21 protein-coding genes and 1 tRNA gene are annotated in these 25,501 nt (G+C 65.3%); 12 read left to right on the top strand and 10 right to left on the bottom strand.

Going from position 1 to position 25,501, the window contains the following annotated elements; all coding sequences use genetic code 11:
* Positions 1–16: 16 nt before the first annotated feature.
* Complete coding sequence (locus LFT44_RS09545; RefSeq protein ID WP_236802528.1) at positions 17–1,018, bottom strand: LacI family DNA-binding transcriptional regulator; 1,002 nt, start codon at positions 1,016–1,018, stop codon at positions 17–19.
* Between the two features lie 204 nt (positions 1,019–1,222).
* Between LFT44_RS09545 and LFT44_RS09540 the strand changes: the two genes are divergently transcribed.
* From LFT44_RS09540 to LFT44_RS09500, 9 genes are all read left to right on the top strand, one after another.
* Positions 1,223–2,509: an ABC transporter substrate-binding protein gene (locus tag LFT44_RS09540; protein ID WP_236802527.1), complete on the top strand. Its 1,287-nt coding sequence runs from the start codon at positions 1,223–1,225 to the stop codon at positions 2,507–2,509.
* 11 nt (positions 2,510–2,520) lie between these two features.
* Positions 2,521–3,540, top strand: coding sequence for a carbohydrate ABC transporter permease (locus LFT44_RS09535; RefSeq protein ID WP_442863776.1), 1,020 nt, complete (start codon positions 2,521–2,523; stop codon positions 3,538–3,540).
* On the top strand, positions 3,537–4,403 hold the full coding sequence (locus LFT44_RS09530; protein WP_236802526.1) for a carbohydrate ABC transporter permease: 867 nt from the start codon (positions 3,537–3,539) through the stop codon (positions 4,401–4,403). The genes LFT44_RS09535 and LFT44_RS09530 overlap by 4 nt, the downstream gene beginning before the upstream one ends.
* A gap of 26 nt (positions 4,404–4,429) precedes the next feature.
* A complete protein-coding gene (locus tag LFT44_RS09525) occupies positions 4,430–6,748 on the top strand; it encodes a beta-glucosidase (protein WP_236802525.1) in 2,319 nt (772 codons plus the stop codon).
* Positions 6,749–6,811: 63 nt separating this feature from the next.
* A complete protein-coding gene (locus LFT44_RS09520) occupies positions 6,812–7,813 on the top strand; it encodes an acetylxylan esterase (protein WP_236802524.1) in 1,002 nt (333 codons plus the stop codon).
* Positions 7,814–7,842: 29 nt separating this feature from the next.
* Positions 7,843–8,961 carry an endo-1,4-beta-xylanase gene (locus LFT44_RS09515; RefSeq protein ID WP_236802523.1) on the top strand — a complete coding sequence of 373 codons (1,119 nt, stop codon included), beginning with the start codon at positions 7,843–7,845 and terminating at the stop codon, positions 8,959–8,961.
* Positions 8,962–9,061: 100 nt separating this feature from the next.
* Entirely contained in the window at positions 9,062–10,036 is a 975-nt protein-coding gene (locus tag LFT44_RS09510) for a Gfo/Idh/MocA family protein (protein WP_236802522.1), read from the top strand.
* A 130-nt stretch (positions 10,037–10,166) separates the two neighbouring features.
* The gene (locus tag LFT44_RS09505; protein ID WP_236802521.1) at positions 10,167–11,117 is read left to right on the top strand and encodes a CPBP family intramembrane glutamic endopeptidase; all 951 of its coding nucleotides are present in this window, start codon (positions 10,167–10,169) and stop codon (positions 11,115–11,117) included.
* A gap of 120 nt (positions 11,118–11,237) precedes the next feature.
* Positions 11,238–12,407 carry a cytochrome P450 gene (locus LFT44_RS09500; protein ID WP_236802520.1) on the top strand — a complete coding sequence of 390 codons (1,170 nt, stop codon included), beginning with the start codon at positions 11,238–11,240 and terminating at the stop codon, positions 12,405–12,407.
* A gap of 49 nt (positions 12,408–12,456) precedes the next feature.
* On the opposite strand, the gene LFT44_RS09495 is transcribed toward LFT44_RS09500, so the two are convergent.
* The 3 genes from LFT44_RS09495 to LFT44_RS09485 all read right to left on the bottom strand — a co-directional run bounded on the left by LFT44_RS09495 (position 12,457) and on the right by LFT44_RS09485 (position 14,675).
* Positions 12,457–13,050: a lytic transglycosylase domain-containing protein gene (locus LFT44_RS09495; RefSeq protein ID WP_336885644.1), complete on the bottom strand. Its 594-nt coding sequence runs from the start codon at positions 13,048–13,050 to the stop codon at positions 12,457–12,459.
* A 196-nt stretch (positions 13,051–13,246) separates the two neighbouring features.
* Positions 13,247–14,281 carry a zinc-binding dehydrogenase gene (locus LFT44_RS09490; protein WP_236802518.1) on the bottom strand — a complete coding sequence of 345 codons (1,035 nt, stop codon included), beginning with the start codon at positions 14,279–14,281 and terminating at the stop codon, positions 13,247–13,249.
* 10 nt (positions 14,282–14,291) lie between these two features.
* Positions 14,292–14,675 (bottom strand): hypothetical protein, encoded by a 384-nt coding sequence (locus tag LFT44_RS09485; protein WP_236802517.1) that lies wholly within the window; start codon positions 14,673–14,675, stop codon positions 14,292–14,294.
* Between the two features lie 58 nt (positions 14,676–14,733).
* On the opposite strand from LFT44_RS09485, the gene LFT44_RS09480 reads away from it, so the two are divergent.
* Together LFT44_RS09480 and LFT44_RS09475 are read left to right on the top strand one after the other, a co-directional pair.
* Positions 14,734–14,892 carry a hypothetical protein gene (locus LFT44_RS09480; protein ID WP_236802515.1) on the top strand — a complete coding sequence of 53 codons (159 nt, stop codon included), beginning with the start codon at positions 14,734–14,736 and terminating at the stop codon, positions 14,890–14,892.
* A gap of 72 nt (positions 14,893–14,964) precedes the next feature.
* Positions 14,965–15,480, top strand: coding sequence for a nucleoside kinase (locus LFT44_RS09475; RefSeq protein WP_236802513.1), 516 nt, complete (start codon positions 14,965–14,967; stop codon positions 15,478–15,480).
* Between the two features lie 34 nt (positions 15,481–15,514).
* Here the strand turns inward: LFT44_RS09475 and selB are convergent, their stop codons facing one another.
* From selB to LFT44_RS09460, 3 genes are all read right to left on the bottom strand, one after another.
* Complete coding sequence (gene selB, locus LFT44_RS09470) at positions 15,515–17,311, bottom strand: selenocysteine-specific translation elongation factor (RefSeq protein ID WP_236802512.1); 1,797 nt, start codon at positions 17,309–17,311, stop codon at positions 15,515–15,517.
* 2 nt (positions 17,312–17,313) lie between these two features.
* Positions 17,314–18,645: an L-seryl-tRNA(Sec) selenium transferase gene (gene selA / locus LFT44_RS09465; protein ID WP_236802510.1), complete on the bottom strand. Its 1,332-nt coding sequence runs from the start codon at positions 18,643–18,645 to the stop codon at positions 17,314–17,316.
* A 36-nt stretch (positions 18,646–18,681) separates the two neighbouring features.
* A tRNA-Sec gene (locus tag LFT44_RS09460) sits at positions 18,682–18,776 on the bottom strand.
* A 44-nt stretch (positions 18,777–18,820) separates the two neighbouring features.
* Here LFT44_RS09460 and selD point away from each other — a divergent pair.
* The gene (selD, locus tag LFT44_RS09455) at positions 18,821–19,846 is read left to right on the top strand and encodes a selenide, water dikinase SelD (RefSeq protein ID WP_236802508.1); all 1,026 of its coding nucleotides are present in this window, start codon (positions 18,821–18,823) and stop codon (positions 19,844–19,846) included.
* Positions 19,847–19,859: 13 nt separating this feature from the next.
* On the opposite strand, the gene nrfD is transcribed toward selD, so the two are convergent.
* The 3 genes from nrfD to fdh all read right to left on the bottom strand — a co-directional run bounded on the left by nrfD (position 19,860) and on the right by fdh (position 25,392).
* Positions 19,860–20,951 carry an NrfD/PsrC family molybdoenzyme membrane anchor subunit gene (gene nrfD / locus LFT44_RS09450; RefSeq protein WP_236802506.1) on the bottom strand — a complete coding sequence of 364 codons (1,092 nt, stop codon included), beginning with the start codon at positions 20,949–20,951 and terminating at the stop codon, positions 19,860–19,862.
* Positions 20,948–21,955, bottom strand: a complete 1,008-nt coding sequence (locus tag LFT44_RS09445) for a 4Fe-4S dicluster domain-containing protein (RefSeq protein WP_236802504.1) — start codon at positions 21,953–21,955, stop codon at positions 20,948–20,950. The genes nrfD and LFT44_RS09445 overlap by 4 nt, the downstream gene beginning before the upstream one ends.
* 101 nt (positions 21,956–22,056) lie before the next feature.
* Positions 22,057–25,392, bottom strand: coding sequence for a formate dehydrogenase (fdh, locus tag LFT44_RS09440; protein ID WP_236802502.1), 3,336 nt, complete (start codon positions 25,390–25,392; stop codon positions 22,057–22,059).
* Positions 25,393–25,501: the final 109 nt, after the last annotated feature.

Raw genomic sequence — 25,501 nt, 5'->3', positions numbered from 1 at the left:
GGGAAGCCCCGGCAGCTCAAGGAGCAGGTGGGGCCGTGGTGGTTCGGACAATCAGCCGGGTCGGCATCTTGAGCTGGGTGGTTTCAGGCGCCTCGCCATTCATGAGCGCCACCACCAAGGCGGCTGCCGAGGCGCCCATACGGCTCATGGGCTGGTGCACCGTGGTAAGCGGTAAGGCGTGCCGGGCTGCTTCCGGAATGTCATCGAAGCCGACTACTGAAAGCTCTCCGGGCACCTGTATTCCAAGCTCCCGCGCCACCGCGATGACAACGATGGCAGAGAGGTCGTTTGCGGCGAAAACGGCAGTGGGGCGGTCGTGCCTGGTGAGGAGGCGGTGAGCTGCCCTACGGGCATATTCGGGGTCGTAGTTCCCGATCTCGACCAGGGTCTGGTCAAAGGGAAGGCCGCCTTCGGACAGGGCCCGGCGGTACCCCGCCTCCCTTGCGATAGCGGAACGCAGGTCGGGGCGGCCGGCGACGAAGCCGATCCGCCGGTGGCCGAGGCCCATCAGAAACCTGGTGGCGTCACGTGCGCCGCCCAGGTTGTCTGATTCCACGGTGGGGAGGTCGGCCCGGCCAGTGTGGGGATCCACGGCCACAATCGGCACGTCCGCAGTGACGTTCACAACCGTCGGGGTCACCATGATCGCGCCGTCGATAAGGGTCCCGCTCAGGCGGCTGAGCGATCGCCGTTCCCATCCCTCGGAGGAGAGCTGGTTCGAACCGCTGTAGGCCAGGAGGTCGTAGCGGGAACCGCTGAGGGCGGAGCCCACGCCCTTCAGGATCTCGGCACTGAAGGGCTCAAAGTCGGCCACCAGCACCCCGATGACGCCCGTCTTGCGGGAGCGCATGCTGCTGGCCACGAGGCTTGACTCGTATCCGAGGTCGCGCGCGACCTGTAGGACTCGTTCTACCGTCTCTACCGCAATGCCGTAGCGTCCATTCACTGCTTTGGACACGGTTGAGACTGAGACGCCGGCCGCTTCGGCGACGTCGAGGATGGTTGCACGCCTTCTCACAAGTCACGATTCTAGCCATGGAAAATGTTTTCGAAAACGTTTGACGGCCTCTCCGGCCATTGGCAGGCTTTAGTCGTCCGGGGTGCTCCGGATCACTTCTAGCCCCACTGAGCCGGTCATTCATTTATGCCCTGCCAAGGAACGGGCTTCGCTCCTACGCACGTCCCCACGGACGGCTCAACGACGAGAACAGGATGGAATTAGATGAAAGCCAGGAAATTCTTGAGAGGGGCGGCCATTCTGGCCCTGGGGTCCATAGCCCTTAGCGCTTGCGGCGGTCCTTCCGGCAATTCCTCGGACGGCAAGGTGTCTATGACACTTTGGGAGAATTCGACGACGGGTCCCGGCCTGGAATTCTGGAAGTCGGCTGTCGCTGACTTCGAAAAGGCAAACCCGAACGTCACCATCAATGTCCAGGCCATCCAGAACGAGGACCTGGACGGCAAGCTGCAGACTGCCCTCAACTCCGGCGACGCACCTGATATCTTCATGCAGCGCGGCGGCGGCAAGATGACGGCAATGGTCCAGGCCGGACAGTTGATGGACCTGACCGACAAGATTTCGCCTGACACGAAGAAGGTAGTTTCGGCAGGATCCTTCAAGGCCGAAACCTACCAGGACAAGGTCTGGGCGATGCCCATCGCGGTACTTCCCGGCGGCCTCTTCTACAGCCAGGACCTTCTCAAGGCCGCCAACATCACCGGCGCCCCCGCCACGATCAGCGACCTCGAAGCCGACGTCGAAAAACTGAAGGCAAGCGGTGTCGCCCCGGTTGCACTCGGCGCGAAGGACGCATGGCCGGCAGCAATGTGGTTCTACTGGTTCTCGCTGCGCGAATGTGATGCCGCGACGATGCAGAAGACGGCGGACTCGAAAGACTTCTCCGACCCCTGCTGGCTGAAGGCGGCCCAGGACCTGCAGAGCTTTGCTGACAAGAAGCCGTTCAACGACGGATTCCTGACCACCTCCGCCCAGCAGGGCGCAGGCAGCTCAGCAGGCCTGCTTGCCAACCACAAGGCCGGGATGGAACTCATGGGCGCGTGGGATCCGGGCGTCATTGCCTCGCTCACACCGGACCAGAAGCCGCTGAAAGACCTTTCCTGGTACCCCTTCCCCGCAGTCCCCGGCGGAAAGGGCGACCCCGCTGCCATCATGGGCGGTGTTGACGGATTCTCGTGCTCCGTCAATGCGCCCAAGGAATGCGTTGACTTCCTCAACTTCATCGCAAGCACTCCGCAGCAGGTCGCCTACTACAAGGCCTTCAACGCCCCGCCCGTGAACTCCGAAGCGCAGAAGTCCGTCACCGAACCGTACCTGCAGGAAATCCTGAAGGCATACAACGCAGCTCCCTACGTCTCGCAGTGGCTCGACACCGTGCTCGGCCAGAACATCGGCAACGCCCTGAACGTTGCCGTCGTCGACATGCTGGCCGGCAAGAGCGATCCGCAAAAGCTTATCCAGACGGCGAACGACGCCGCCAAGAAGGGCTAAGAGGAAGATCCGTGAGCAACGCCCCCCAGACAACCTCGACCGAGCGTGTGTCGACGGCGGAGCTCGCGCCGCACGATGGGAGCGTCGCCCGCGCGTCGCTCCCATCGAAGCAGCGCCGCCGCCGTACCGCCTGGTCCGGACCTTTGGAGATTGCAATCCTGGCAGGACCGGCGATTGTCTTCTTCGTGGCCTTCGTTATCCTGCCTGTCGCCATGGCTGCGTATTACGGCTTTTACCGCTGGAACGGATACGGGCCACCCACCAACTTCGTCGGGCTGCAGAACTACGTGGTCATCCTGCAGGACCCGGCATTTTTGCAGGCCTTGTCCCACAACGCATTTATCGTCGTGGCCTCGCTCGTCCTTCAAGGGCCCGCCGCGATCCTGTTGGCGCTGCTGCTAAACCGCAGGATGCGCGGGCAATCCGTCATTCGCGTCCTGATCTTCGTGCCCTACGTCATCTCCGAGGTGGTCGTGGGTACGGGATGGAGCCTGATGCTCCAGAACAATGGCGCGCTCAACGGCTGGCTGCGCAACCTGGGGCTCGGCGCCCTGGCCCACGACTGGCTGGCGGATCCCGGCGTGGCCATGTGGACCCTGATGGGCATCCTGACGTGGAAGTACATCGGGTTCGCCGTCATCCTGTTCCTCGCCGGCCTGCAGGGCATCCCGGAAGAGCTTTATGAGGCTGCCTCGCTCGACGGTGCTTCCTATTGGCAGATCCAGCGGCGAATTACGTTGCCGCTGCTGGGTCCGACGCTGCGCATCTGGGCGTTCCTGTCCGTTATTGGCGCCCTGCAGCTGTTCGACCTCGTCTACATCATTTGGGGCCAGTACGTCGCCTCCACTGCCGGCACGTCCACCATGGCCAGCTACATGGTGACGAACGGCCGAAACGCCGGAAACTACGGTTACGGCAACGCTGTCGCCGTCGTGATCTTCATCATCTCCCTCGTCGTCGCCTTGGTGTACCAGCGGTTCGTGCTGCGCCGTGACACCGCAGGCGCCCTGACAGAAAGGAAGGCGCGATGACCGCCGCCATCACCGCCCGGCGTTCCCGTCGGGCTGACCAGCAAAGCCTGCCATGGGGCTCCCCCGTCGTGTACTTCGTTGCGCTTGTGGTCATTGCGCTCATGTTGGCACCGATCGCCTACATCATTTTCGGCGGTTTCCGTACGAATGCGCAGATCACCACTGACCCGGCAGGCCTGCCAAATCCCTGGAACGTGGGCAACTACCTCACTGTCATAGGCGGGGGCGTCTTCTGGCGGCAGGTGCTGAACTCAACCATTGTGGGGGCCGTAACCACCCTGGGCGCGGTCGGCTTGGGCCTGATGGCCAGCTACGTGCTCGCCCGGTACCAGTTCCGGGGGCGCGGCGCGCTGTACTCGCTTTTCGCGGCCGGGCTGATGTTTCCCATCACCGTTGCCATCACACCGCTGTACATTGTGGTGCGCAACCTGGGCCTTATGAACTCCCTGGCCGGCGTCATCCTCCCGCAAATCGCGTTTGCACTCCCCACCACGATCATCATCCTGGTGCCGTTCCTGCGCGCCATCCCGGATGAAATCCAGGAGTCTGCCTTCATCGACGGCTGCAGCCGCCTGGGCTTCTTCTTCCGGATGGTGCTGCGGCTTTCACTTCCGGGTGTGATCACCACCGGCATCCTGGTCTTCATCGGCAGCTGGAACAGCTACCTGCTGCCGCTGTTCATCCTGAACAAGGAAGCCACCTTTACCCTTCCCCTGGGGGTGCAGGCGTTTTCGTCCCAATATTCCACGGATACAGCGCAGGTCCTGGCCTTCACATCCCTGTCCATGATCCCCGCGCTGGTGTTCTTCAGCCTCTTTGAACGGCGCATCGTGGGTGGACTCACCGGCGCCGTCAAGGGCTGACGGCAGCCCAATTAAGGAAAAGAAGCATGAGTAATCCTGGCAACAGCCCCACCCTCCCTCCCGTGTCGGAACGGGTCAGCCGGCTCCATGCCCGGATGACCCTCCCGGAAAAGCTGGCCCAACTGGTGGGTTACTGGGTGGACAAATCCGAGGACAAGGTGGCACCGCTTGACGGTGAGTTCGCCGAAGTACCGAGTTACGCTGACGCGACGGCCGAGGGCATCGGACATCTCACCCGGGTGTACGGCACCCGTCCGGTTGAGCCGCTTGAACGCGCGCGGTGGCTGTGGTCGGAACAGCGCAGGCTTCGGGAGCAGACCCGCCTCGGCATTCCCGCGCTGGTGCACGAAGAATGCCTGACCGGGCTGGCAGCCTGGAAGGCGGCCACGTTCCCCACTCCCCTTGCCTGGGGTGCCGCGTTCAACCCCGACCTGGTGGAGGAGTTGGGCGCTGCCATCGGCGACTCGATGCGCGCGCTCGGCATCCACCAGGGCCTGGCGCCGGTGCTGGACGTCATCCGTGACCCGAGGTGGGGCCGGGTGGACGAGTGCATTTCGGAGGACCCGTATGTGGTGGGCACCATCGGTACGGCTTACGTACGGGGCCTGCAGTCAGCGGGGGTGCATGCCACGCTCAAGCACTTCGTCGGTTACTCGGCGTCACAGGCAGGCCGCAATCATGCCCCCGTGCACGTCGGTGCCCGCGAACTCCGGGACGTCCTGCTGCAGCCGTTCGAGATGGCGGTACGTGACGGGAACGTACGCTCGGTAATGAATTCGTACTCCGAAATCGACGGCGTGCCCGTCGCGGCGGCCCCGGAGTACCTGACGGGCATCCTGCGCGATGAATGGAATTTCGACGGCACCGTGGTCTCCGATTACTTTTCCGTCGCTTTCCTGCACACGATGCACCGGATCGCCGCCGACCGCGGTGAAGCCGCAGAGCTGGCGCTGCAGGCCGGCATCGACGTCGAGTTGCCCACCGGTGATGCATTTGTGGGCCCGCTCGCCGAACGGATCCGCAGCGGCCTCTCCGACGAGGTGCTGGTGGATCGGGCGGTGCTGCGTGTGTTGAGTCAGAAGGAAGAACTGGGGCTGCTCGACGAGACGTTCGACGCCCCACCCACAGAAGTTGACCTGGACAGCCCGCGCCACCGCAGCCTGGCGTTGCGGCTGGCCGGGGAATCGTTGGTGTTGCTGGCGAATGATGGGGTCCTGCCACTGAAGCGGAACCCGGGAAGCATCGCGGTCCTGGGACCAAATGCCGACGCGGCGGAGGCCCTGATGGGGTGCTACTCGTTCGCCAACCACGTGCTGGCACACCACCCGGAGGTGCCGCTCGGGTTCGACATCGTATCGGTCCTGGAAGCGCTGCGGGACGAATTCCCTGACGCCGCAGTCGCTTCGGCCCGAGGCTGCGATGTGGACGGCGACGACCGCTCGGGCATCCAGGAAGCCGTTGAGACCGCAGCCGGCGCAGACGTTGCCATCGTGGTGGTCGGTGACCGCGCCGGGCTGTTTGGCCGCGGGACTGTAGGAGAGGGTAACGATGTCGAGAGCCTGGAGCTGCCGGGCGTCCAACGTGAACTGGTGGAGGCTGTAGTCCGAACAGGCACACCTACCGTGATGCTCGTACTCTCTGGGCGGCCGTACGCCATCGGATGGGCACTGCAGGGGGCGACTGCCCCGGCCGCAGTGTTGCAGGCCTTCTTTCCAGGAGAAGAAGGCGGACCGGCCGCAGCCGCGGTACTGTCAGGGCGCGCAGCTCCCTCCGGCCACCTGCCGGTCTCGCTGCCGCGCTCAGCGGGGTCGCAGCCGTTCTCGTATCTGCACCCTGTACTCGGAGGTCCGTCAGACGTTACCAGCGCCGACAGCACACCTGTGCTCCCTTTCGGGCACGGCCTGACCTATACGACGTTCGAGCACAGCGGGCTCGAGGTAGCGGACACGGTGTCCGCCGGCGACGCTTTCACGGCAACGGTTACCGTCCGGAACACAGGCGAACGCGCGGGCACCGACCTGGTTCAGCTCTACGCGCACGATACCTACGCCACTGTCACCCGCCCCGTCGCGCAGCTCCTTGCCTACGCTCGAATCTCGCTGGAACCGGGTGAAAGCGGGTTGGTGACTTTCGATGTGCCGACTGCCCGGCTGGCCTTCACCGGCCGGCATGGTGCGCGCATCGTGGAGCCCGGTGACATCGAGCTTTGGGTTGGCCCGTCCTGCGCGGAACGTGAAACCACAGCGGTGTTCACCATCACGGGCCCCGAGCATGTCGTAAGGGCCGACGATGCCCGACTGGCCCGGCACAGTGTCGCCGTACCGGCCCCCTCCCCAGCCAGATAGCGCCCAGCAAAGAGACCTGGGCCCGACAGGAAGCCCCCAGTTCCACCCGAGAAAGTTCTGCATATGTACAACGACATGCCCGAAACGGAACTCCGAACCTACAAGAGCTCCCAACTCTGCAACGAGGACTTTGACGCATTCTGGGAGCAGACCCTGCAGGAAACCCGCCAGGCCGGCGGCGAAGTGGTGGTCGAACCGGTGCATGCAGGCCTGGAGACAGTTGATGTCTACGACGTGACCTTCCCCGGCTTCGGAGGGGATCCCATCAAGGCCTGGCTGCGGGCCCCGAAGAATCCAAACGGACCACTGCCCGCGGTAGTCCAGTACGTAGGTTACGGCGGAGGCCGGGGACGTCCCTGGGAGAACCTTTTCTGGGCCTCCGCCGGCTTCGCCCACCTGCAGATGGACACCAGGGGGCAGGGATCCGGCTGGTCGGTCGGCGACACCCCCGATCCGGGCCCCTCGGGCCCGCAGGTTCCGGGCGTCATGACAAAAGGAATCACCAGCAAGGAAACCTACTACTACCGCCGCCTCATCGCTGACGGCGTCCGGGCAGTCGATGCGGTCCGCACCCTCCCCTGGATCGATCCTGGCCGGATCGCTGTGACCGGGGGAAGCCAGGGAGGGGCGATTGCGCTTGCGGTGGGCGCGCTGGTGCCGGACATCTCGGCAGTGGCCGTGACTGTCCCCTTTCTCTGCGACTTCCCAAGGGCAACAGTCATCACGGACGCGTATCCCTTCCGGGAGATCGCGGACTATCTTTCCACCCACCGTGACAACACTGAAGCCGTAGCCGACACCCTCAGCTATTTCGACGGTGTCAACTTCGCTGAACGGTCAAGGCACCCCGCCTACTTTTCCGTAGCACTCATGGACCCGATTACCCCTCCGTCGACGGTCTTCGCCGCCTACAACGCATACAGCGGCGAGAAGGAAATTAAAGTCTGGCCCTTTAACGGACATGAAGCCGGCGGGCCGGACGACGACCAATTGGTACGCCAGTTCCTGGCACCACGGCTCGCGGCGCCCTCTCACGGCGACAAGATCTCCGCCTCTGAAAGATGAAGTCAAACCAGAAACCGAAGGAGTACTACGTGCCTTTTCAACGTTCCCTTTTCATCGGTGCGCTCGGCTTGTGCGCCCTGCTCGCCACTCCAGCCGCTGCCATGGCTGCATCAGGACCACTGGAAGCCGGCGGACCGTCGCAGCAGCGCGATTCTCTCCGCGCACTTGGCGCCAATATCGGATTGCGCATCGGCACTGCGGTCAACAGTGACCAACTCGGAAGCAATCCGGCCTACACCGATATCACCGCCGCCCAGTTTTCCACGGTCACACCGGAGAACGTCATGAAATGGGAAGTGGTTGAACCGACCCAAGGCAACTATGACTGGGCTGCCGCTGATCGGCTCGTGGCATTTGCTGAGGCGAACCACCAGTTGGTGCGCGGTCACACCCTGGTTTGGCACAGCCAGCTCCCCAGCTGGCTTACGGCTGCCGCCCCAGGGATGAGTGCGGACCAGCTGAGGCAGGTCCTGCACAAGCATGTCACTGATCAAGTCACGCACTTCAAGGGCAAAATCTGGCAGTGGGATGTCGTCAACGAGGCGTTCAATGAAGACGGCACCCTGCGCAACAGCATCTGGCTGCAGAAGCTGGGGCCGGGCTATATCGCAGATGCCTTCCGTTGGGCGCACGAGGCAGATCCACAGGCCAAGCTCTTTTACAACGACTACAACATCGAATCCACCGGGCCGAAGAGCAACGCCGCCTATGCGCTCGTCAAGGACCTGAAAGCGCAGGGCGTTCCCATCGACGGGGTGGGGTTCCAGACCCACCTGGACACGCAATACCCGCTGCCTGACCTGAAGAACAACCTGCAGAGATTCGCTGACCTTGGCCTGGACGTGGCAGAGACAGAAGTCGACGTGCGGACCACCCTGCCGGTCACACCCGTCGAACAGTCGGCACAAGTGGCCGCATACTCGCAGACGCTCCAGGCCTGCATGGCAGTGAAGGAATGCATCTCCTACACCATATGGGGCTTCGGTGACGCCTACTCGTGGGTGCCCGGAGTCTTCCAGGGCGAAGGCGCAGCGAGCATCTATGACGAGAACCTCCAGCCGAAGCCGCAGTATTACGCCCTTCAGCAGGACTTGCAGCTTGCAGCGGGCGCACCTCACAGGAGCGGCCAAGGAGCGGGCCGGGGCTAAGTCCGGCAGCTGACGGAGCTTTGCCGGGAGGCCGGTGATGCACAGGTAGACATCGCCGGCCTTCCGGTCAACGACGGCGGCATAGCAAGGAGAAAACACAGTGCTACGAATAGGAATCCTGGGTGCAGCAGGAATTGCGCCCGCTGCAGTCATCCGGCCGGCCGTCCGCCGCTCCGACGTCCAAGTCGTGGCCGTGGCGTCCCGCCGGAAGGAGAGTGTCCGGCAGTTCGCCGATAGCCACGGAATCGACCGCTTCTACGGGGACTACTCCGAAATGCTGGCCGACTCCGAGATAGACCTGGTCTATAACGCACTTCCGCCCTCCGGGCACGCCGAGTGGTCTATTGCGGCCCTGGAGGCCGGCAAGCACGTACTTTGCGAGAAACCGTTCGCAATGAACGCTGAAGAGGCCGGCCAAATGATTGAAGCTGCGCGCTCGACAGGCTACCGGCTCATTGAGGCCTTCCACGACCGTTACCACCCGTTGAGCGCTGAAGTCGATGCCGTCAAGGCTTCAGGCGCGCTCGGCGAGATCACGATGTTGCGCGCGGACTTTTCCGCCTCCAATCCGTTTGATCCGGCCTCGCTGCGGCACGATCCGCAGTTGGGGGGTGGGTCGCTGATGGACCTGGGCTGCTACCCCGTCCACTGGGTGCGTGCGCTTATGGGCGAGGAACCAACGGTGCTTGGGGCGAGGGCGACAGTTAATCCTCTCGGCGCGGACCTCAGCGTCAGCGCCGACCTGCAGTTCCCCTCGGGAGCACAAGCGCTCGTCACCTCGGCAATGGTCGAACAGGCACAGCACCTGAACTCTTCACTTGAGGTAACCGGTACCGGAGGACGGCTGCAGGTCAACAACATGGTCTTCCCCTCCCGGGGCCATTCCATCACCCTTACCACCGAGGGGCTGGACCGCACCTGGACTGTAAGGGGGCTCGAGACGTATGACCACCAACTCGAAGCTGTCGTCACTGCTCTTCAAACGGGCAGCGAACTGCCCACGGAGGGGTCCGACTGCCTGGCCAACATGAAAATCATTGACGCAATTTACCGCGCCGCCGGGGTTGCCCGCTGAGGCCCGCCGCAGCTTGGCACGGTCCGCGGGGCACTGTTCAAGCCCGGTTGGGCCCTTCGCCCCTATAGCCGGGGTTTGCCTCGGGAAAGACTTGATACATGCAGTCCGCCGGCGCATGGAGTGGGGTGTCATGTCGGGAACAAACCTGAGTGGAAGGGCCCATGTTCTGCCGCGGTTTGCCTGGCCGGTGTTCCTCGTCGGCGCGATACTGCTGCTGTCCTTGGGGAACCCCGCGGTGTACGGGGTTGGCGTTCCAGTTGCCGCGCTGGTTTTCGCACTCGTTTTGCCCACGTCCCGGCCCCGCTGGGCCGGACATCCGGACTGGCCTGACATCGGTGCCGTTGCCGCACTGTACCTGGGCGTCGTGGCCCTCTTTTGGCTGGCCTTCAGGGTGTTCACCCAGGGAAATACGCTGGGGCTGTTCCTGTCATTCGCGGCCGGCATGCTCCTCGGTGTCCTCGGCCCCATCGGGTACAACACCTGGATCCGGAGGAGGTCCCTGGACGCGCTAGGGATCAGCCGCAAAAACCTGGGCCAGGCATTCGCCCTGGGACTCGCCCTCGCAGCCGTGCAGTTCGTCATCACGCTTTGGGGGTACCCGCTTCCGCGCCCCGTCGACTGGGTGCCTCTGGCAGCCCTTGCCATCACCGTGGGTTTCTTCGAAGCAGTCTTCTTCCGGGGCTTCATCCAGGCGCGCCTGGAAGCCAGCTTCGGCCCGATCGCGGGAGTGGCCGGCGCCGCCGCACTGTACGCGGCCTACCACGTCGGCTATGGCATGACAGGGTCCGAGATGCTCTTTCTTTTCGGCCTCGGTGTGGTCTACGCGGTTGCGTTCAGCGTCGCCCGGAACCTGATCGTCCTCTGGCCCCTGCTGGTCCCCCTCGGTTCCTTTTACAGCAACCTGCGCGGAGGTTCGATCCGGATGCCGTGGGAGGCGATCCTGGGTTTCGCGGACGTACTGGGCCTGATGGTGGCGGCTGTTTGGTTCGCCGCGCGGCATGAGCGCCGGTCCGGCTTGGCTGGAGTGCGGGGGGCCAGGGATGACAAAGCAAAGGGCAAGAACGTACGACGCCGGGAGTAACGACCCAGGGGCAGGCTTTGATTAAGATCGAGGTTCTACGGTTATTCAATTGGGTGCTTGGCACTCTGCGTTCCCGCCAGCAGCGTGAGGCACAGGGGGCCGCCGAGCAGAGAGGCCACCATGGACACCGCTGAGTCCACGCAATACCCGCTGGATCCCTTTTCCCACTATGAACACATGCGCGCAGCCGCCCCCGTTTTCCACGACGAACCATCAGGGAGCTGGCACGTGTTCCGGTACGATGACGTTCAGCGGGTGCTGTCCGAGCACGCTACGTTCTCCTCACGCATGGGCGGCGACGCTCCATCGGGTTCCGGCCAGTTGTTCGCATCAAGCCTGATCACAGCCGATCCCCCGCGGCATCGGCAGCTGCGTTCCCTGGTGACCCAGGCTTTCACGCCGAAAGCAGTCGATGCCTTGGCTCCCCGCATCTCCGCACTCACGGACGAACTGCTGGAGGGACTCGTGGGGCGCGGCGGCAGCGCGGACCTGATCCAGGACTTGGCCTACCCGTTGCCGGTTATTGTGATCTCCGAACTGATGGGCATTCCGGGGCAGGACCGTGAGCGCTTCAAGCACTGGTCGGACACGATTGTCAGCCAAACACGGACCGGGCCGGGCACCGACCGCCAGGACTCCACCACATCGGAAATGGTCGAATACTTCCTGGCCCTGATCGACCAGCGCAGGAGGCATCCGGGTGAGGACCTGATCAGCAGGCTGCTGTCTGCCGAGATCGAAGGCCAAAAACTTTCGGTGCCCGAACTGCTGGGTTTCTGCGCCCTGCTGCTGGTCGCCGGCAACGAGACCACCACCAACCTGATCGGCAACGCCGTTTTATGCCTGGCCGAATCGCCCGGCACCCTTGAGCGCCTACTGAACGAACCGGCCTTGTTGCCCCAGACCCTCGAAGAGGTGCTGCGCTTTCGCTCCCCTGTCCAGTCGATGTACCGGGTGAGCGTAGCGGACACCGATGTGGGCAGCGTACGCATCCCGGCCGGGGCACCGATCGTGGCCTGGATCGGCTCGGCCAACCGCGACGAGCGGCAGTTTGAACACGCGGCGGAGTTCGACGTCGACCGCAACCCGAACCGGCATCTGGCGTTCGGCCACGGCATCCACTTTTGCCTCGGCGCGCCGCTGGCCCGGCTCGAGGCGAAAATCGCACTGGAGGCCCTGCTGGCCCGCCTGCCCGGGCTGTCCGTGCCTCCCGGAGCCCGACTGAAGCGCATGGAAAGCACCATCGTCTACGGCTTGAAAGCACTTCCCATTACCTGGCACCCCGCCTGACCGCCGCCCAGGCAAGCGCCCGGAAAAACCCCCGACTGCCAGTCGTGGCTTAGTCGGGGGTACCCGTTTTCGTGGCGTAGGCAGTGGCTTGGGCACGTACCTTGCGGATATAGGCGTCGGACTGGTTGTAGGCGTAGATGGCATCCGTCCACCCCTGCGCTGTCGTGAGGTCGCGGCCGCGGTCACACAAGTAGGTGGCGGCGCTGAGGGCGGCATCGTCGATATTGAAGGGGTCTGCTGTTCCGTCCCCGTTCCCGTCCCTCCCTGCCAGACGCCAGGTGGAAGGAATGAATTGCATGGGCCCCACCGCGTGGTCCCAGTTGGCGTCGCCATCCAGGGCACCGGCGTCGGTGTCGGGGATAGCGGCGAAACCTGACCCATTGAGGCTTGGGCCCACGAGGGGCCCGCTGGCCTGGCCCAAGGCGTCCAGGCTGCCCCCACCATAGGTTCCGTGGCCTGATTCGACGAAGCCGACGGCGGCCAGGGTATTCCAGCCGATTCTGCATTGCGGCATGGAACCATTTGCCGTCACGGCCGCAGCAACATAAGCGCGCAGGGCACGGGCAGGGATTCCAGTTTCGGCGGAAGCCGCGCGAAGCCATTCGGCGTCGGGACTGTGTGTGACGTCCACGGCAGTGGTCATCCCGCCCGTCCCGGTTTCAAGAGTCACCAGCGCCCGCGGCGGCGGCGAAAGTGCCACCCTGGCGTCCGCCCCGGCCTGTCCCATCACCCAAAACGAGAAAACCGCGCTGGCGCAGGCCACAAACAGGCTGAAAACTACAAAGCGTCTTACACGGAGCACTGACTAATCAAACCACTCAATCCGGGAACCGAATGCGTCACCGCGTGGGATCGATCATTGTCATGCCGGCGACGTTCGCAGTATCGAAGCGGGGCAGCATGGCAGCGGCCTCCTCCAACCCGATAATGCGCTCGATGAGTTTCTGTGGTTCCAGTGCTCCCGATGCGATCAGGGCGAGCATTCCGGGGTAATCCACCGCTGCCATGCCGTGGCTGCCGAAGACATCCAGTTCCCACGCAATGACTCGGGCCATGGGCACCCGGGGATGCCCCTCCACTGGCGGGAGGAGTCCGATCTGGACGTGCCGGCCGCGGCGCCGCAGGCTAAGGAGCGCGTCAGCGCAGGTTTGCTCACTACCCACGGCATCAATGGAGACATGGCTTCCACCGGTTAGGGCGTGCACTTGGGACGGGATGTCCGAACTGTCGGCGACCAGGACGTGGTCGGCGCCAAGAGTAGCGGCCACCTTGAGTGCCCCCGGATTGCGGTCCACAACCACCACCTTGCCGCCGAGTGCCTTCGCAATCATGACCGCGCTGAGCCCTACGCCGCCGGCCCCCACGATGGTGACCCATTCGCCGTCGGCGAGGCGTGCCCTGCCGGTAAGCGCGCGGTACGCCGTGGCAAAACGGCACCCCAGGCTTGCCGCTGCCTCGAAACTGACTCCTGCCGGGACGGCGACAAGGTTAGTGTCCGCACCGTGAATGACTACTTGCTCGGCGAAGGAGCCCCAATGGGTGAAGCCGGGTTGCTGCTGTGCGGGACAGACCTGCGCGTTCCCCCCGCGGCACCACTCACAGGCCCCGCAGCCCTCGACGAAGGGGGCCGTCACTCTGTCGCCGACCGCCCACCTGGTCACCCCTGCGCCCACGGCGGCAACGACGCCGGCGAACTCATGGCCCGGAACATGCGGCAACGCTATGTCGTCGTGGCCGGCCCAGGCGTGCCAGTCGCTGCGGCAGAGGCCGGTGGCGGCGACGGTGACCAGGACACCGCCTGCCGGCACCTCAGGTACGGCTACCTGTTGGACAGCCAGCGGGCCGGCGATGCGGTCCATGACGATTGCACGCATAAGACCCACCCTAGAGAACGTTGATGGCAACAACGATGCCTATGATGATGGCTGCTACGAGCCCCAGCATCATGTAAAGACCGGCCTTCATTGCGCTCGTCCGGACGGGTGCCCCTGTTTGGGAAAGGACCGCCTGCCAGGCCTTGATGGTTTCCAGCCCCTCGTAGTAGGAGAACATCATCAAGGCACTCCCGGCAATGCCGGCCACGCCGCCCACTCCCCCTGCGCCGCTCATGGCAGCGCCCGCGGAACCGGCACGGTTGAGGGCTGTGCGGTCCTTGAAGTCGTCGGAGGCCACCTTCATCTCCGCCTTCTGCTCCGGCGACGGGTCCGGCGACATTGACGCCCCGACGCCCAGCAGGTCAAATTTCCGGCCCTGGGCTGTGACTGCCATTGTTCCCATGCTGGTGAATCGGAATGATGCCTGCTTCACAGGCAGGGAGAGCACACTCATGCCGGCAGCATCCACCATGCGAAACATCCCTGAGGAATCCATGCTGACCACCACGGGCACTGTCTTGGCTCCATTGATCATGCTTTTTCGCCAGTACAACAGGGATTTCATCGGTGTCACGCAAACATGTGGTGGCGTCGTCATGACCACAGCTTAGGCAGCACCCTTCGCAATTGCCCGCAAGGGACACGGGGAGAACTCCCCTGGCCGCGCATCGGTACCATCAGGCATGGGCAGGAAGAACTACCTCATCGAAGGCGGCTCGGGCACCGGCAAGACGGCAGTCTGCAATGAATTGCGCCGCCGTGGCTACCACGCCATCAACGGCGACCGCGAACTCGCCTATCAAGGTGATCCGGAAACCGGAGAACCGGTAGGCGGCATCACCGGAGTCGCCGTACACGGGCACCACCTCTGGAGGGTGGACCAGGTCAGGGCGTTGGCCGCGGACCCGCGGGAAGCGGTGACCTTTTTCTGCGGCGGGTCGCGGAACCTCGCCAAGTTCATCGATCTCTTCGATGGTGTCTTCGTTCTTGAGGTGGACCTGGAAACCTTGAAGCAGCGGCTGGATCAGCGCCCTGAGGACGAATGGGGAGGACGCCAAACAGAACGGGAGCTGATTGAGCACCTGCACCGAACACGGGAGGAGATTCCACCCGGCGGCATCACGATCGACGCCACTGCCCCGCTGGCGCGCGTCGTGGATGACATCCTCCGCCGCGTCCAGCCAGCCGTCCCGGACTAGCCGTCCTTCCAAACGTGCTGCATGAGGGGCCCGGTCAGCGAACCACTGTACGGTGACCGGCATCAATCCGTTTGGTCCAGCCGCGGGAATCAAGGTGCTCCAGCAGCGGGACCGCGATCCGGCGTGTTGTGTCCAGCGCCTGGCGTGCCTGGCTGGTGGTGAAGGGCTGGGCCAGGCCGGCGAGGGTGCGCATCGCAAGCGCGGGTGCCGTGGGCAGCAGCACCACCCCGTCACGCAGACGCAGCAGCCGTCCCGTGCGTTCGGCGGCGGCCAGTTCCCGGGCGCCGAGGCCCATTGACGCCAGCTCGTCGGCTTCCGGGGCATGGAACGCGTCTGTCTTGAGCCTGCGCTCCAACCGGGCGATTGCCGGCTCAATGGGGCCAAGGTTGCCCTGGCTGCCCGGCACCCGGATGTGGCCGCTGTCCTGCTCCAGCTCCGCCCCGCGGATAACGTGGGACAGCAACCTCTCGTCGGGCAACCTGAGCAGGTCCCGCGCCGCGCCCATGGAAAGGCCTGGGGCCAGGGGGTCCCGCTCCTGCAGCGCCTCGACCGCGCCCCGAAGCCGGTGCTGCCACGCCTCAAGGACAGGGGCATGCACCCACCAGTCACCGAAAACCCGCACGCCCTGCGGGGAATCCACAGCGTGCCCGGGCAGCAGCCCAAGCTTGCGGAGATGATCCATTTGGACCGCTCCGCGGGCTGCCACTTCCCCCAGAACGTCCCCTGCGGGATCCATCCCTGCAAGCCGTTCGGCCCAGTGCGCGCCGTCACCGCGCCACCGCAGCTCCGGTGGGTCCGCGTCGAGAATGCGCGCCCCACCCAGGACCGAACGGCTGCCAGGGTCGCGCAGCACCAGCCGGTCCCCGAGAACCAGGGGCAGGTGCCTGTCGAGGACCAGCCGGGCATGGTCGGCCCCGAAGGGACGCAGCCGCGCCGGCACGGACGCCGTGCCCACATGCACCATGATTTGCTCGGGCACGTCGGTATACGCCACCCCGGTGGTGCGGTGGATGCCTACGACGCCGGTGGTGGGCCATGCACCAGGGGTAACCAGCGCGTCCCCGCGCCTGATGTCCGTTGCGGCAACGTCGCGCAGGTTCAACGCCACCCGGCTGACCGGCTCCACCGACTGGTACGAGGTGTCGCGGCTTTGCAGGCCGCGGACCGCCACCGGCCGGGACCCCGAATGGCCCAGCAGTTCCAGCCGGTCACCCTGGGCGAGCGTGCCCGCTGCCAGTGTTCCGGTGACCACCGTTCCGGACCCGTTGATCGTGAACGACCGGTCCACCCACAACCGGACCCGCCCCGTTGTGGTGGGGGCAGGCACCTGGGCCAGGACGCCGTCGAGCGCTGCACGCAACTCAGCCAGGCCGGTCCCGTTGATGGCCGAAACAGCGATGGCTGGGGCATCCCGCAGCCCGGTCCCTGCCAGCTCCGTGCGGGCCCGCGACAGCACGTCGGCGACGCGCTGCCCGGATGCCCGGTCCGCGCGGCTGAGGACTACCACGCCGTGTTCAATGCCAAGCGCAGCTACCGCATCCCGATGATCGCTTGACTGGGCCTGCCAGCCCTCATCCGCGGCTACGACGAAGCAGACCACCGGAGCCGGTCCGATTCCGGCAAGCATGTTGCCGAGGAAGCGTTCGTGGCCGGGCACGTCGACGAAGGCAACGTCCTGCCCGGACGGCAAGGTGGTCCATGCGTAGCCGAGGTCAATGGTCAGCCCGCGGCGCCGCTCTTCCTCCCATCGGTCCGGCTCCATGCCGGTAAGGGCGCGGACCAGGGTGCTTTTACCGGAATCGACATGTCCGGCCGTGGCAACGACGTGCACGGTCAGCCCGCCCTGCCTGCGTCCGCAACGTCGAGGGTTGCCAGTGCCTGCCGAACGGCATCGAGGATCCGGTCATCCTCGGCCGGCGGCACACAGCGCAAGTCGATCAGGCAGGCGCCGTCGTGGACGCGCGGCAACACGGCCGGGTCGCCGGTGCGCAAGCGTCCTGCAATTCCCTCGGGGAGCCGCAGCGCCCATCCCGGCAGCGGAACGCCGGGGGCGCCGCCGCCGCCCACCCGGCCGTCATGGGGTACGACGGGGACGCCCAAGGCGTGGGCGAGCCTGTCAGTACGGCGCCGCAACTGTTCGACGTCGGCGTGCAGCGCCTCGACGACGGGCGTCGGCCCGCCGGCGACGGTTGCTTCCAGGGCGGCCAGGGCAAGCTTGTCCGCCCGGACAGCACGGGCGAGCGGGTGGCGGGCCAGCCGGGTAATGATTTCCTTGCGGCCCAGCAGCAACCCGGCCTGGGGGCCGCCCAGCAGTTTGTCGCCGCTGGCGATGACGACGTCGGCGCCGCCCGCCAGGGCGGAGGCGACATCCGGTTCGTCCGGCAGGTACGGATCGGGCGCCAGCAGCCCACTGCCCAGGTCAGCCACGAGTGGAACGCCGTGTGCCGCGGTCAGCCGGCTCAGTTCGGCAATCGGAACCGCGGACGTGAACCCGTCCACCCGGAAGTTGCTCGGGTGCACCTTGAGGATGCAGCCCGTGTCCGGTCCGACGGCCCCCGCGTAGTCATGCAGGTGTGTCCGGTTGGTGGTACCCACCTCGTGAAGCACCGCGCCTGTCGACTCCATCAGGTCGGTCAGCCTGAAGCCTGCACCGATCTCGACGAGTTCCCCGCGGCTCACCACCACCTCCCGGCCGGCGGCCAGGGCTGTGGTGGCCAGCACCAGCGCTGCAGCTCCGTTGTTGACCACCAAGGCGTCCTCGGCGGCAGGACAGGCAGCGAGGAGGGCGGCCCGGGCACCGGCACCGCGGCGGGAGCGGCCGCCGTCTGCAAGGTCCAGTTCCACGTCAACGTAGCCGCTGGCAGCGACAAGGGCTTCCACCGCCGCTGCAGAAAGGGGGGCGCGGCCAAGGTTCGTGTGCACGATGACGCCGGTTGCGTTCAGCACCGGACGGAGGGTTGTTGCTTTATGTGAAGCGACGGCTGCGAGCAGGGCAGGTTGCACCTGGTTGGGAGGCAGCTCACCGCGGCGGGCCTGTCCCTGGATTTTTCGGACGAGTTCGCGGACGACGCGCTCATTCATCCGTGTCCGGGCCTCGCGGACGGCGGGCAACGCCAGCAGGTCGTTCGTGCGGGGAATCAGCCGCCGGGGATCGACCTGGACCACAGCCCTCCTCTTTTCACGGCATTCACGCCGGTAGTTTGGCGGTGGCGGACGGGAATCGAACCCGCCAGGCCGAGATGCTCAGCCTCACCGGTTTTGAAGACCGGGGGGCCCACCAGGACCCGGACGCCACCGCGCCTCAATATAGCAGGGTTAACTGGAGGGGTACGCTAGGCGGGTGAATGAGGCTCAGACGTCAGTACAGCAACTTGATGATGGTGCCGCCGGCTTGCTCCGGCTCACCGACTATGCCCACGGCGGAGGCTGCGCCTGCAAGATTCCGCCAGGCGAACTCGAGGACGCCGTCCGCGGCCTGATCGGCCAACCGGGCGCAGAGGTGCTGGTTGGCCTGGACAGCGGCGACGACGCCGCGGCGGTCCTGGTCCGCGATGATCTGGCCGTCCTCACCACCGCTGACTTCTTCACTCCCGTGGTTGACGACGCGTTTGACTGGGGCCGGATTGCGGCCGCCAATGCCCTCTCGGACATCTACGCGATGGGCGGCCGCCCGGTCACGGCGATCAACCTCGTCGGCTGGCCCCGCGGAGTCCTGCCGATGGAATTGATGACGGAAGTCCTCCGCGGCGGGCTGAGTGTGGCGTCCCAGGCGGGGTGCCCGGTGCTCGGTGGGCACTCCATCGACGATCCGGAGCCGAAGTACGGCATGGCTGTCACGGGCGTCGCCCACCCCGACCGCCTGCTCCGCAACGACGCCGCCCAGCCCGGGCTGCCGATCACGCTCACCAAGCCACTCGGCGTCGGACTTCTCAACAACCGGCACAAGCAGACCGGGGAGGTGTTCGCTGAAGCGGTGGAGACGATGGCGGCCCTCAACCGGGACGCAGCCGACGCCGCGGTTGCTGCCGGCGTCCGGGCCGCCACTGACGTGACGGGTTTTGGCCTGCTGGGGCACCTTTACAAGATGGTCCGCGCCTCGGAGGTGGGCGCCGTGATCGATCTGAAGGCTGTACCACTGATCGAGGGCGCGCGGGAGGCACTCCGTGACGGTTTCGTCTCCGGCGGAACCCGGCGCAACCTTGATTGGGTGCGGCCGCACCTGCGCTCCGCTGCCGGCGTCACCGAAAACGACCTGCTGCTGCTGGCCGATGCCCAGACCTCAGGCGGGCTGCTGGTGGTCGGCGAGTTGCCGGGCTACCCGGTGATCGGCCACACCACTGCAGGGCGGGGCATCGAGGTCCGCTGACGCGGCTGCCCGCTCAACCGGCGGTGGTGATCGCGTCGCCGGTCACGCCTGCGGCACGGCGGGCAGCGAGCCGGTTCTTCTGCGGTTCGATGGTGTACCGCGGATCCCTGGCCGAGGCGAGGCCCGCTTCGAACACGCCGAAGCGGGTCAGGGCCGAAGCGCCCAGCAGCGCCAATCCCGAAGCTGCCGCCACCACGCGGTTGCGCCCCGCGAGCAGCGTTCCGAGTCCGCCGGCCAACGCCAACCGCTCGCTCCACTTCAGCATGGAGCCCGCCTTACCCTGGTGCAGGGGCTCGGCGGCCACCGGATCCATGCGGCGCTCCATCACCTTCATGGCAGCGACATCCCCCAGCACGCCGAGCACCGCAAGTTTCCGGGCCGGTCCTGTCTCATGGATGGGTGTGGTAACCATGGCGAGGCCGGCAGAAGCGAGGCAGGCCGAACTAACGAAGACGAATGGCAGTTCCTCGTGCGCAGCATTCCATGTCGGGGTGGCGGTATCACCCAGCAGGACAGCCGTGTACGCCGCCAGTGGCCCGGCGAAAACCGCCGCTTCGACGCCGGCCGCACCTTCCACTGCATGCAGGACCTTCCGCAACGGACCCAGCGGAAGCCGGCTGCCGGTCATCCGGTCGATTTCCGCCACCGCGGTCACGGCCGTGCCCGCGCTGAAGGCGCTAAGGATCCACGAGCCCACACTCATCGGCGAGGTCACCTTGAAGGTCCGCAGCATGTGCAGGAAACGTTCCGGCCTGCCCAGGTCCTTCACCAGGGCAACGGCACCGGCGCTTACTGCCGCCAAGGCGCCCAGCCGGGCGTTGCGGCGAAGGATAGGCCGGCCGGTCAGCTGCCCGCCAAGACCGAGGAGGGCTGACCCGCCTGCCACGCCACCCAGGAACAGGTATATGGCCACGTCATCGCCCCAAGGCGCCGGCTTCACGACGGGACGCCCGTAGTACGAGGTGAACTCAGGCTCCGGAACCATGGGCATTTCCCGTGAGCCGTCACCATTGTCCCGGCGTCGACCGGTGCCGCGCTTGCCGCCCTGCCGGCGGCGTCGGGCAGGTTCTGATGGCCGGAAGCTGTCGAACTCTGAGAGGGTCACGCCCGTCCTCCCAGGAAGGCCAACGCAGCGGCCGCAGCCATGCCTGCCACGGCCATGCCGGCGCGGCGGTACATCTTCGGCAAGTCTGCGGTGGGCACCCGGGGGTCCGGCGGAAGCCCGTACACTTCTGGTTCATCCAGCAGCAGGAAGACAGATCCGGTTCCGCCGACGCCGTCGTTTTCGTTCGCCCCGTAGAGCCTTGCTTCGGTCATCCCCTGCGCATGCAGGGTGGCCACCCGCTCCCGGGCCGTCTCCACCATGTCATCGTGGTCGCCGAACTTGATGGACGTCGTCGGGCATGCCTTGGCGCATGCCGGCGTCTGGTCGTCAAGCAGCCGGTCATAGCACAGCGTGCACTTCTGGGCGATGCCCTCGTTGGGGACGTCGGGATGCTTGGCGTGCTGTTCTTCCCTGCTGCTGGCGACTTTGACCGTGCCGTTGCTGCGGCGCTCGATCACGCCGAAGGGGCACCCGGCCACGCAGGTACCGCAGCCGTTGCAGACGTCATCCTGGACCACGACGGTGCCGAACTCTGTGCGGAACAGCGCGCCGGTGGGGCAGACGTCGAGGCAGCCGGCGTGGGTGCAGTGCTTGCAGACATCAGAGGACATCAGCCACCGGAAGTCTGCGGTGTCCGGCGGGGTAGTATCAGCGTCCGCAAGATCCGTAACAGCCGTTGCCGGGGCCGGCGGCCCGATGCGCGGCATGCCCAGGCTGACCAGGGCACGGCCTGACTCTCGCGCCTCGATAATGCGTTCCTGGCCCTGTTCAATAAAGGCGACGTGCCGCCAGGTGCTGGCACCCAGCGATCCGGTGTTGTCGTAGGAGGACCCAAGCAGTTCCAGGTTTCCGTCCTGCGGGTTGTGGTTCCACTCCTTGCAGGCAACTTCGCAGGCCTTGCAGCCGATGCAGATCGAGGTGTCGGTGAAGAACCCCTTGCGCGGATGGTTGTGCTCCCAGTGGGCATCGGCGGTGGGGTCGGTCGGTCCGGACAGCTGGCCCATCTAGTCCTCCGTCGTCGGGTTGGTGTCCGGAACGCCGCCGGCAGGCAGCGTTCCGGACGGGGCAGTGTTTGCTTGGGCTGACACGGTGGGGAGCAGACTCATCAGTTCTCCCCACCGTCGGCGCTGCCCTTTTCACCCGGGCGGGGTTGGATGCCTTCCGCCGCGGGATTGGTGACGGCGCGGTTGCCGGTCTCGGTGGTCACTCCGGCCCGTTCCTGATATTCAGCAACCAGGGCAAGCAGTTCCGCCCCGCGGGGCCTGCGGCCCGGCCGGATGTCGCACGAGGCCACCTTCGATTCCTGAATCTGGACATTGGGATCAAGGGTCACACCCAGCAAATCGTTTGCAGCGTCGCCGCTGACGACGGCATTGCTGCCGACGCCCCAGTGGTACGGCAGCCCGATCTGGTGCACGGTGTGGCCTCCGACCTTGAGCGGCGCCATGCGGTCAGTAACCAAGACCTTTGCCTCGATGGCGGAGCGCGCCGAAATAATCGTGGCCCACCCGTAAGGTTCGAGACCCCGCTCCGCCGCCAGCTGAGGCGAGACTTCGCAGAACATCTCCGGTTGCAGCTCGGACAGGTACGGAAGCCAGCGGCTCATTCCGCCCGCTGTATGGTGCTCGGTCAGCCGGTACGTGGTGAAGACATACGGGTAGACGTCGGAGCCACTGGTCCCCGCGCTTGGCGCACTCAGGTTGTCCTTGCGGGGGAACACCAGCCGCGCAGGGTTCTGCTGCTGCGGGTACAGCGCATTGGCCACCGGCGATTCCTGCGCCTCGTAGTGCGTGGGCAGGGGTCCGTCCATGAGGCCCTTCGGCGCAAACAGCCAGCCCTTGCCGTCAGCCTGCATGATGAAGGGATCATCACCGCTGAGGGCGGCCGGACCACCGACAGAGGGGTCCGGGTGGCTGCCCGGGGCAAGGTCAACCGGGAAGTCGGGCACGTCGTCTCCGACCCATTTACCCTGCTCCTGGTCCCACCAGATGTACTTCTTCCGCTCGCTCCACGGCTTACCGTCCGGGTCGGCCGAGGCGCGGTTGTAGAGGATCCGGCGGTTGGCAGGCCAAGCCCAGCCCCATTCCGACGCCGTCGGCCCCTGTTCCTGGCCCGGCTTGCGGTTGGCGGCATGGTTGAAGCCGTCAGCGTAAACACCGGTGTAGATCCAGCAGCCGCCAGACGTGGATCCGTCAGCCTGCATCTCCGTGTAGGAGGACAGGGGCTTCCCGGCGTCAGGACCTGCCAGGTGGCGGCCGTTGATCTCGGCAAGGACCGCTTCCGCATCGGGATCGCCGTGCTCGTCCGTGGGGTAGTCCCATGTCAGGTCGAGCAGCGGACGGTCGCGTTCGTCCTTGGAATCGGCCAGCTTCTCGCGGATCCGCTTACCCAGTTCAAAGAAGAACTGCAGTTCGCTTTGGCACTCCCCTGGCGGTGCAACCGCCTGGTGGCGCCACTGCAGCAGCCTTTGGGTCTGGGTGAACGAGCCGGCTTTCTCCACGTGGGTCGCCGCCGGCATGAAGAACACCTCTGTCTCGATGTCTTCGGTGCGCAGCTCCCCCGATTCGATCTCCGGACCGTCTTTCCACCAGGTAGCGGACTCGATGAGATTCAGATCCCGCACCACAAGCCACTTCAAGTGGGACATGCCCATCCGCTGCATCCGGCCGTGGGCTGAACCCACAGCAGGGTTCTGTCCAAGGATGAAGTACCCTTCCACTTCGTCCTCGAGCATGCCCATCACGGTCTCGTATGTTCCGTGGGCTCCGGTCAGCCTCGGAATGTAGTCATATGCCCAGTCGTTGTCCGCTGTGGCGGCGTCGCCCCACCATGCCTTAAGAAGGCTGATGGTGTAGGCATCTGCATTGGCCCAGTAACCTTTTTGCTGCTTCGACCCGATGACGGACAGATAGTCCTCGAGCGTGTCGTGGCGGCCTGCGCTGGGCATCGGCAGGTACCCGGGCAGCAGGTTGAACAGGGTGGGGATGTCCGTGGAGCCCTGGATGCTGGCATGTCCGCGGAGGGCCATGATTCCGCTTCCCGGGCGTCCCACGTTTCCGAGCAGGAGCTGCAGGATGGCGGCAGCCCGGATGAACTGCGTTCCCAGCGAGTGCTGGGTCCAGCCCACAGCATAGGCGAAACAGGTGGTCCGGTCGCGGCCCGAGTTCTCCGTGATGGTGCGTGCCAGGTACTCGAAGTCGGCCACGCTGATTCCGCACATGTCCTGGACCATCTCAGCCGTGTAACGGGCGTAGTGCCGCTTCACGATCTGGAAAACGGTCCGGGGGTTCTGGAGGGTATCGTCACGCTGGACTTCGGCGTGCTCCAAGGGCGGACCACCGCTGCCGAAAGCATGTCCGGCAGCGCGGTCCCTGGCATCGGCACCGTGTTCCGATCCGGGGCCGGGCTCGTCAATGGCGCCGTCCCCGCGTTCCGCGTATGCCCATGAGGACGTGTCGTAAGCACCCTTCTCGGGATCGAAGCCGGAGAACAGCCCGCCCAGATCCTCGGCATCGCGGTAATCGTCGTGGACCAAGGTTGCAGCGTTGGTATACGCGCTGACGTACTCCTTGAACCAGAGATCGTTGCTGATGACGTAGTTGATCAGTGCGCCGAGAAGCACGACGTCCGAGCCGGCCCGAATAGGTATGTGCTTATCCGAGACCGCTGACGTGCGGGTGAAGCGGGGATCGACGTGGATGACCTTCGCACCGCGCGCCTTCGCCTCCGCCACCCACTGATAGCCCACAGGGTGGCACTCGGCCATGTTGGACCCCTGGATGACGATGCAGTCGGCGTTGGCCATGTCCTGCAGTGATTGCGTTGCACCACCGCGTCCAAAAGAGGCTCCCAAACTGGGAACCGTCGCGGAGTGTCATATGCGGGCCTGGTTCTCGGTCTGCACCGCCCCTGCTGCTGTGAAGAGCTTCTTGATGAGGTAGTTCTCTTCGTTGTCCAGGGTTGCGCCACCCAGCGAAGCGATGCCCATGGTGCGGCGCAGCAGCCGGCCTTGATCGTCTTCCTGTTGCCAGGTCCTGCGGCGGGTCTCGATAAACCGGTCCGCCACCATGTCAAGGGCCTTCTCCAGGTCCAGGTGTTCCCACTCGGTGGAACGCGGCGCACGATAAAGCACTTTGGTCTGCCGGCCCGGCGAATTGACCAACTGCTCACTGGCAGAGCCTTTGGGGCACAGCCGGCCGCGTGAAATGGGTGAATCCGGATCGCCTTCGATCTGGACTACCTTTTCGTCCTTAACGTAGACGCGTTGCCCACAGCCAACGGCGCAGTAGGGGCACACGCTCTGCACCACACGGTCGGCAGTGGCCGTGCGGGGAGCTATTGCCTTGGTCTTGGCCGATGTGACCGCTGGGCCACGGCCGAACAGGTCGCCCGTGCTCAGCTGACGGACGACCGGCCATTGAAGAAAACTTCGCGGTGCCATTTCTGGAGCTTACCCCTGACCACGGCCGAAGTAACAGGACACGGCTGGGCGTGTCCCGTGCGAAGCATTTTTGGCAACGTCTAACCTCGGCGATCTTCGGTCAGGCAGC

The organism is Arthrobacter sp. FW306-05-C, from assembly GCF_021801725.1.
Classification (GTDB): domain Bacteria; phylum Actinomycetota; class Actinomycetes; order Actinomycetales; family Micrococcaceae; genus Arthrobacter.
The sequence above is the reverse complement of the archived record's forward strand: the minus strand, read 5'-3'. Positions and strand labels throughout refer to the sequence as shown.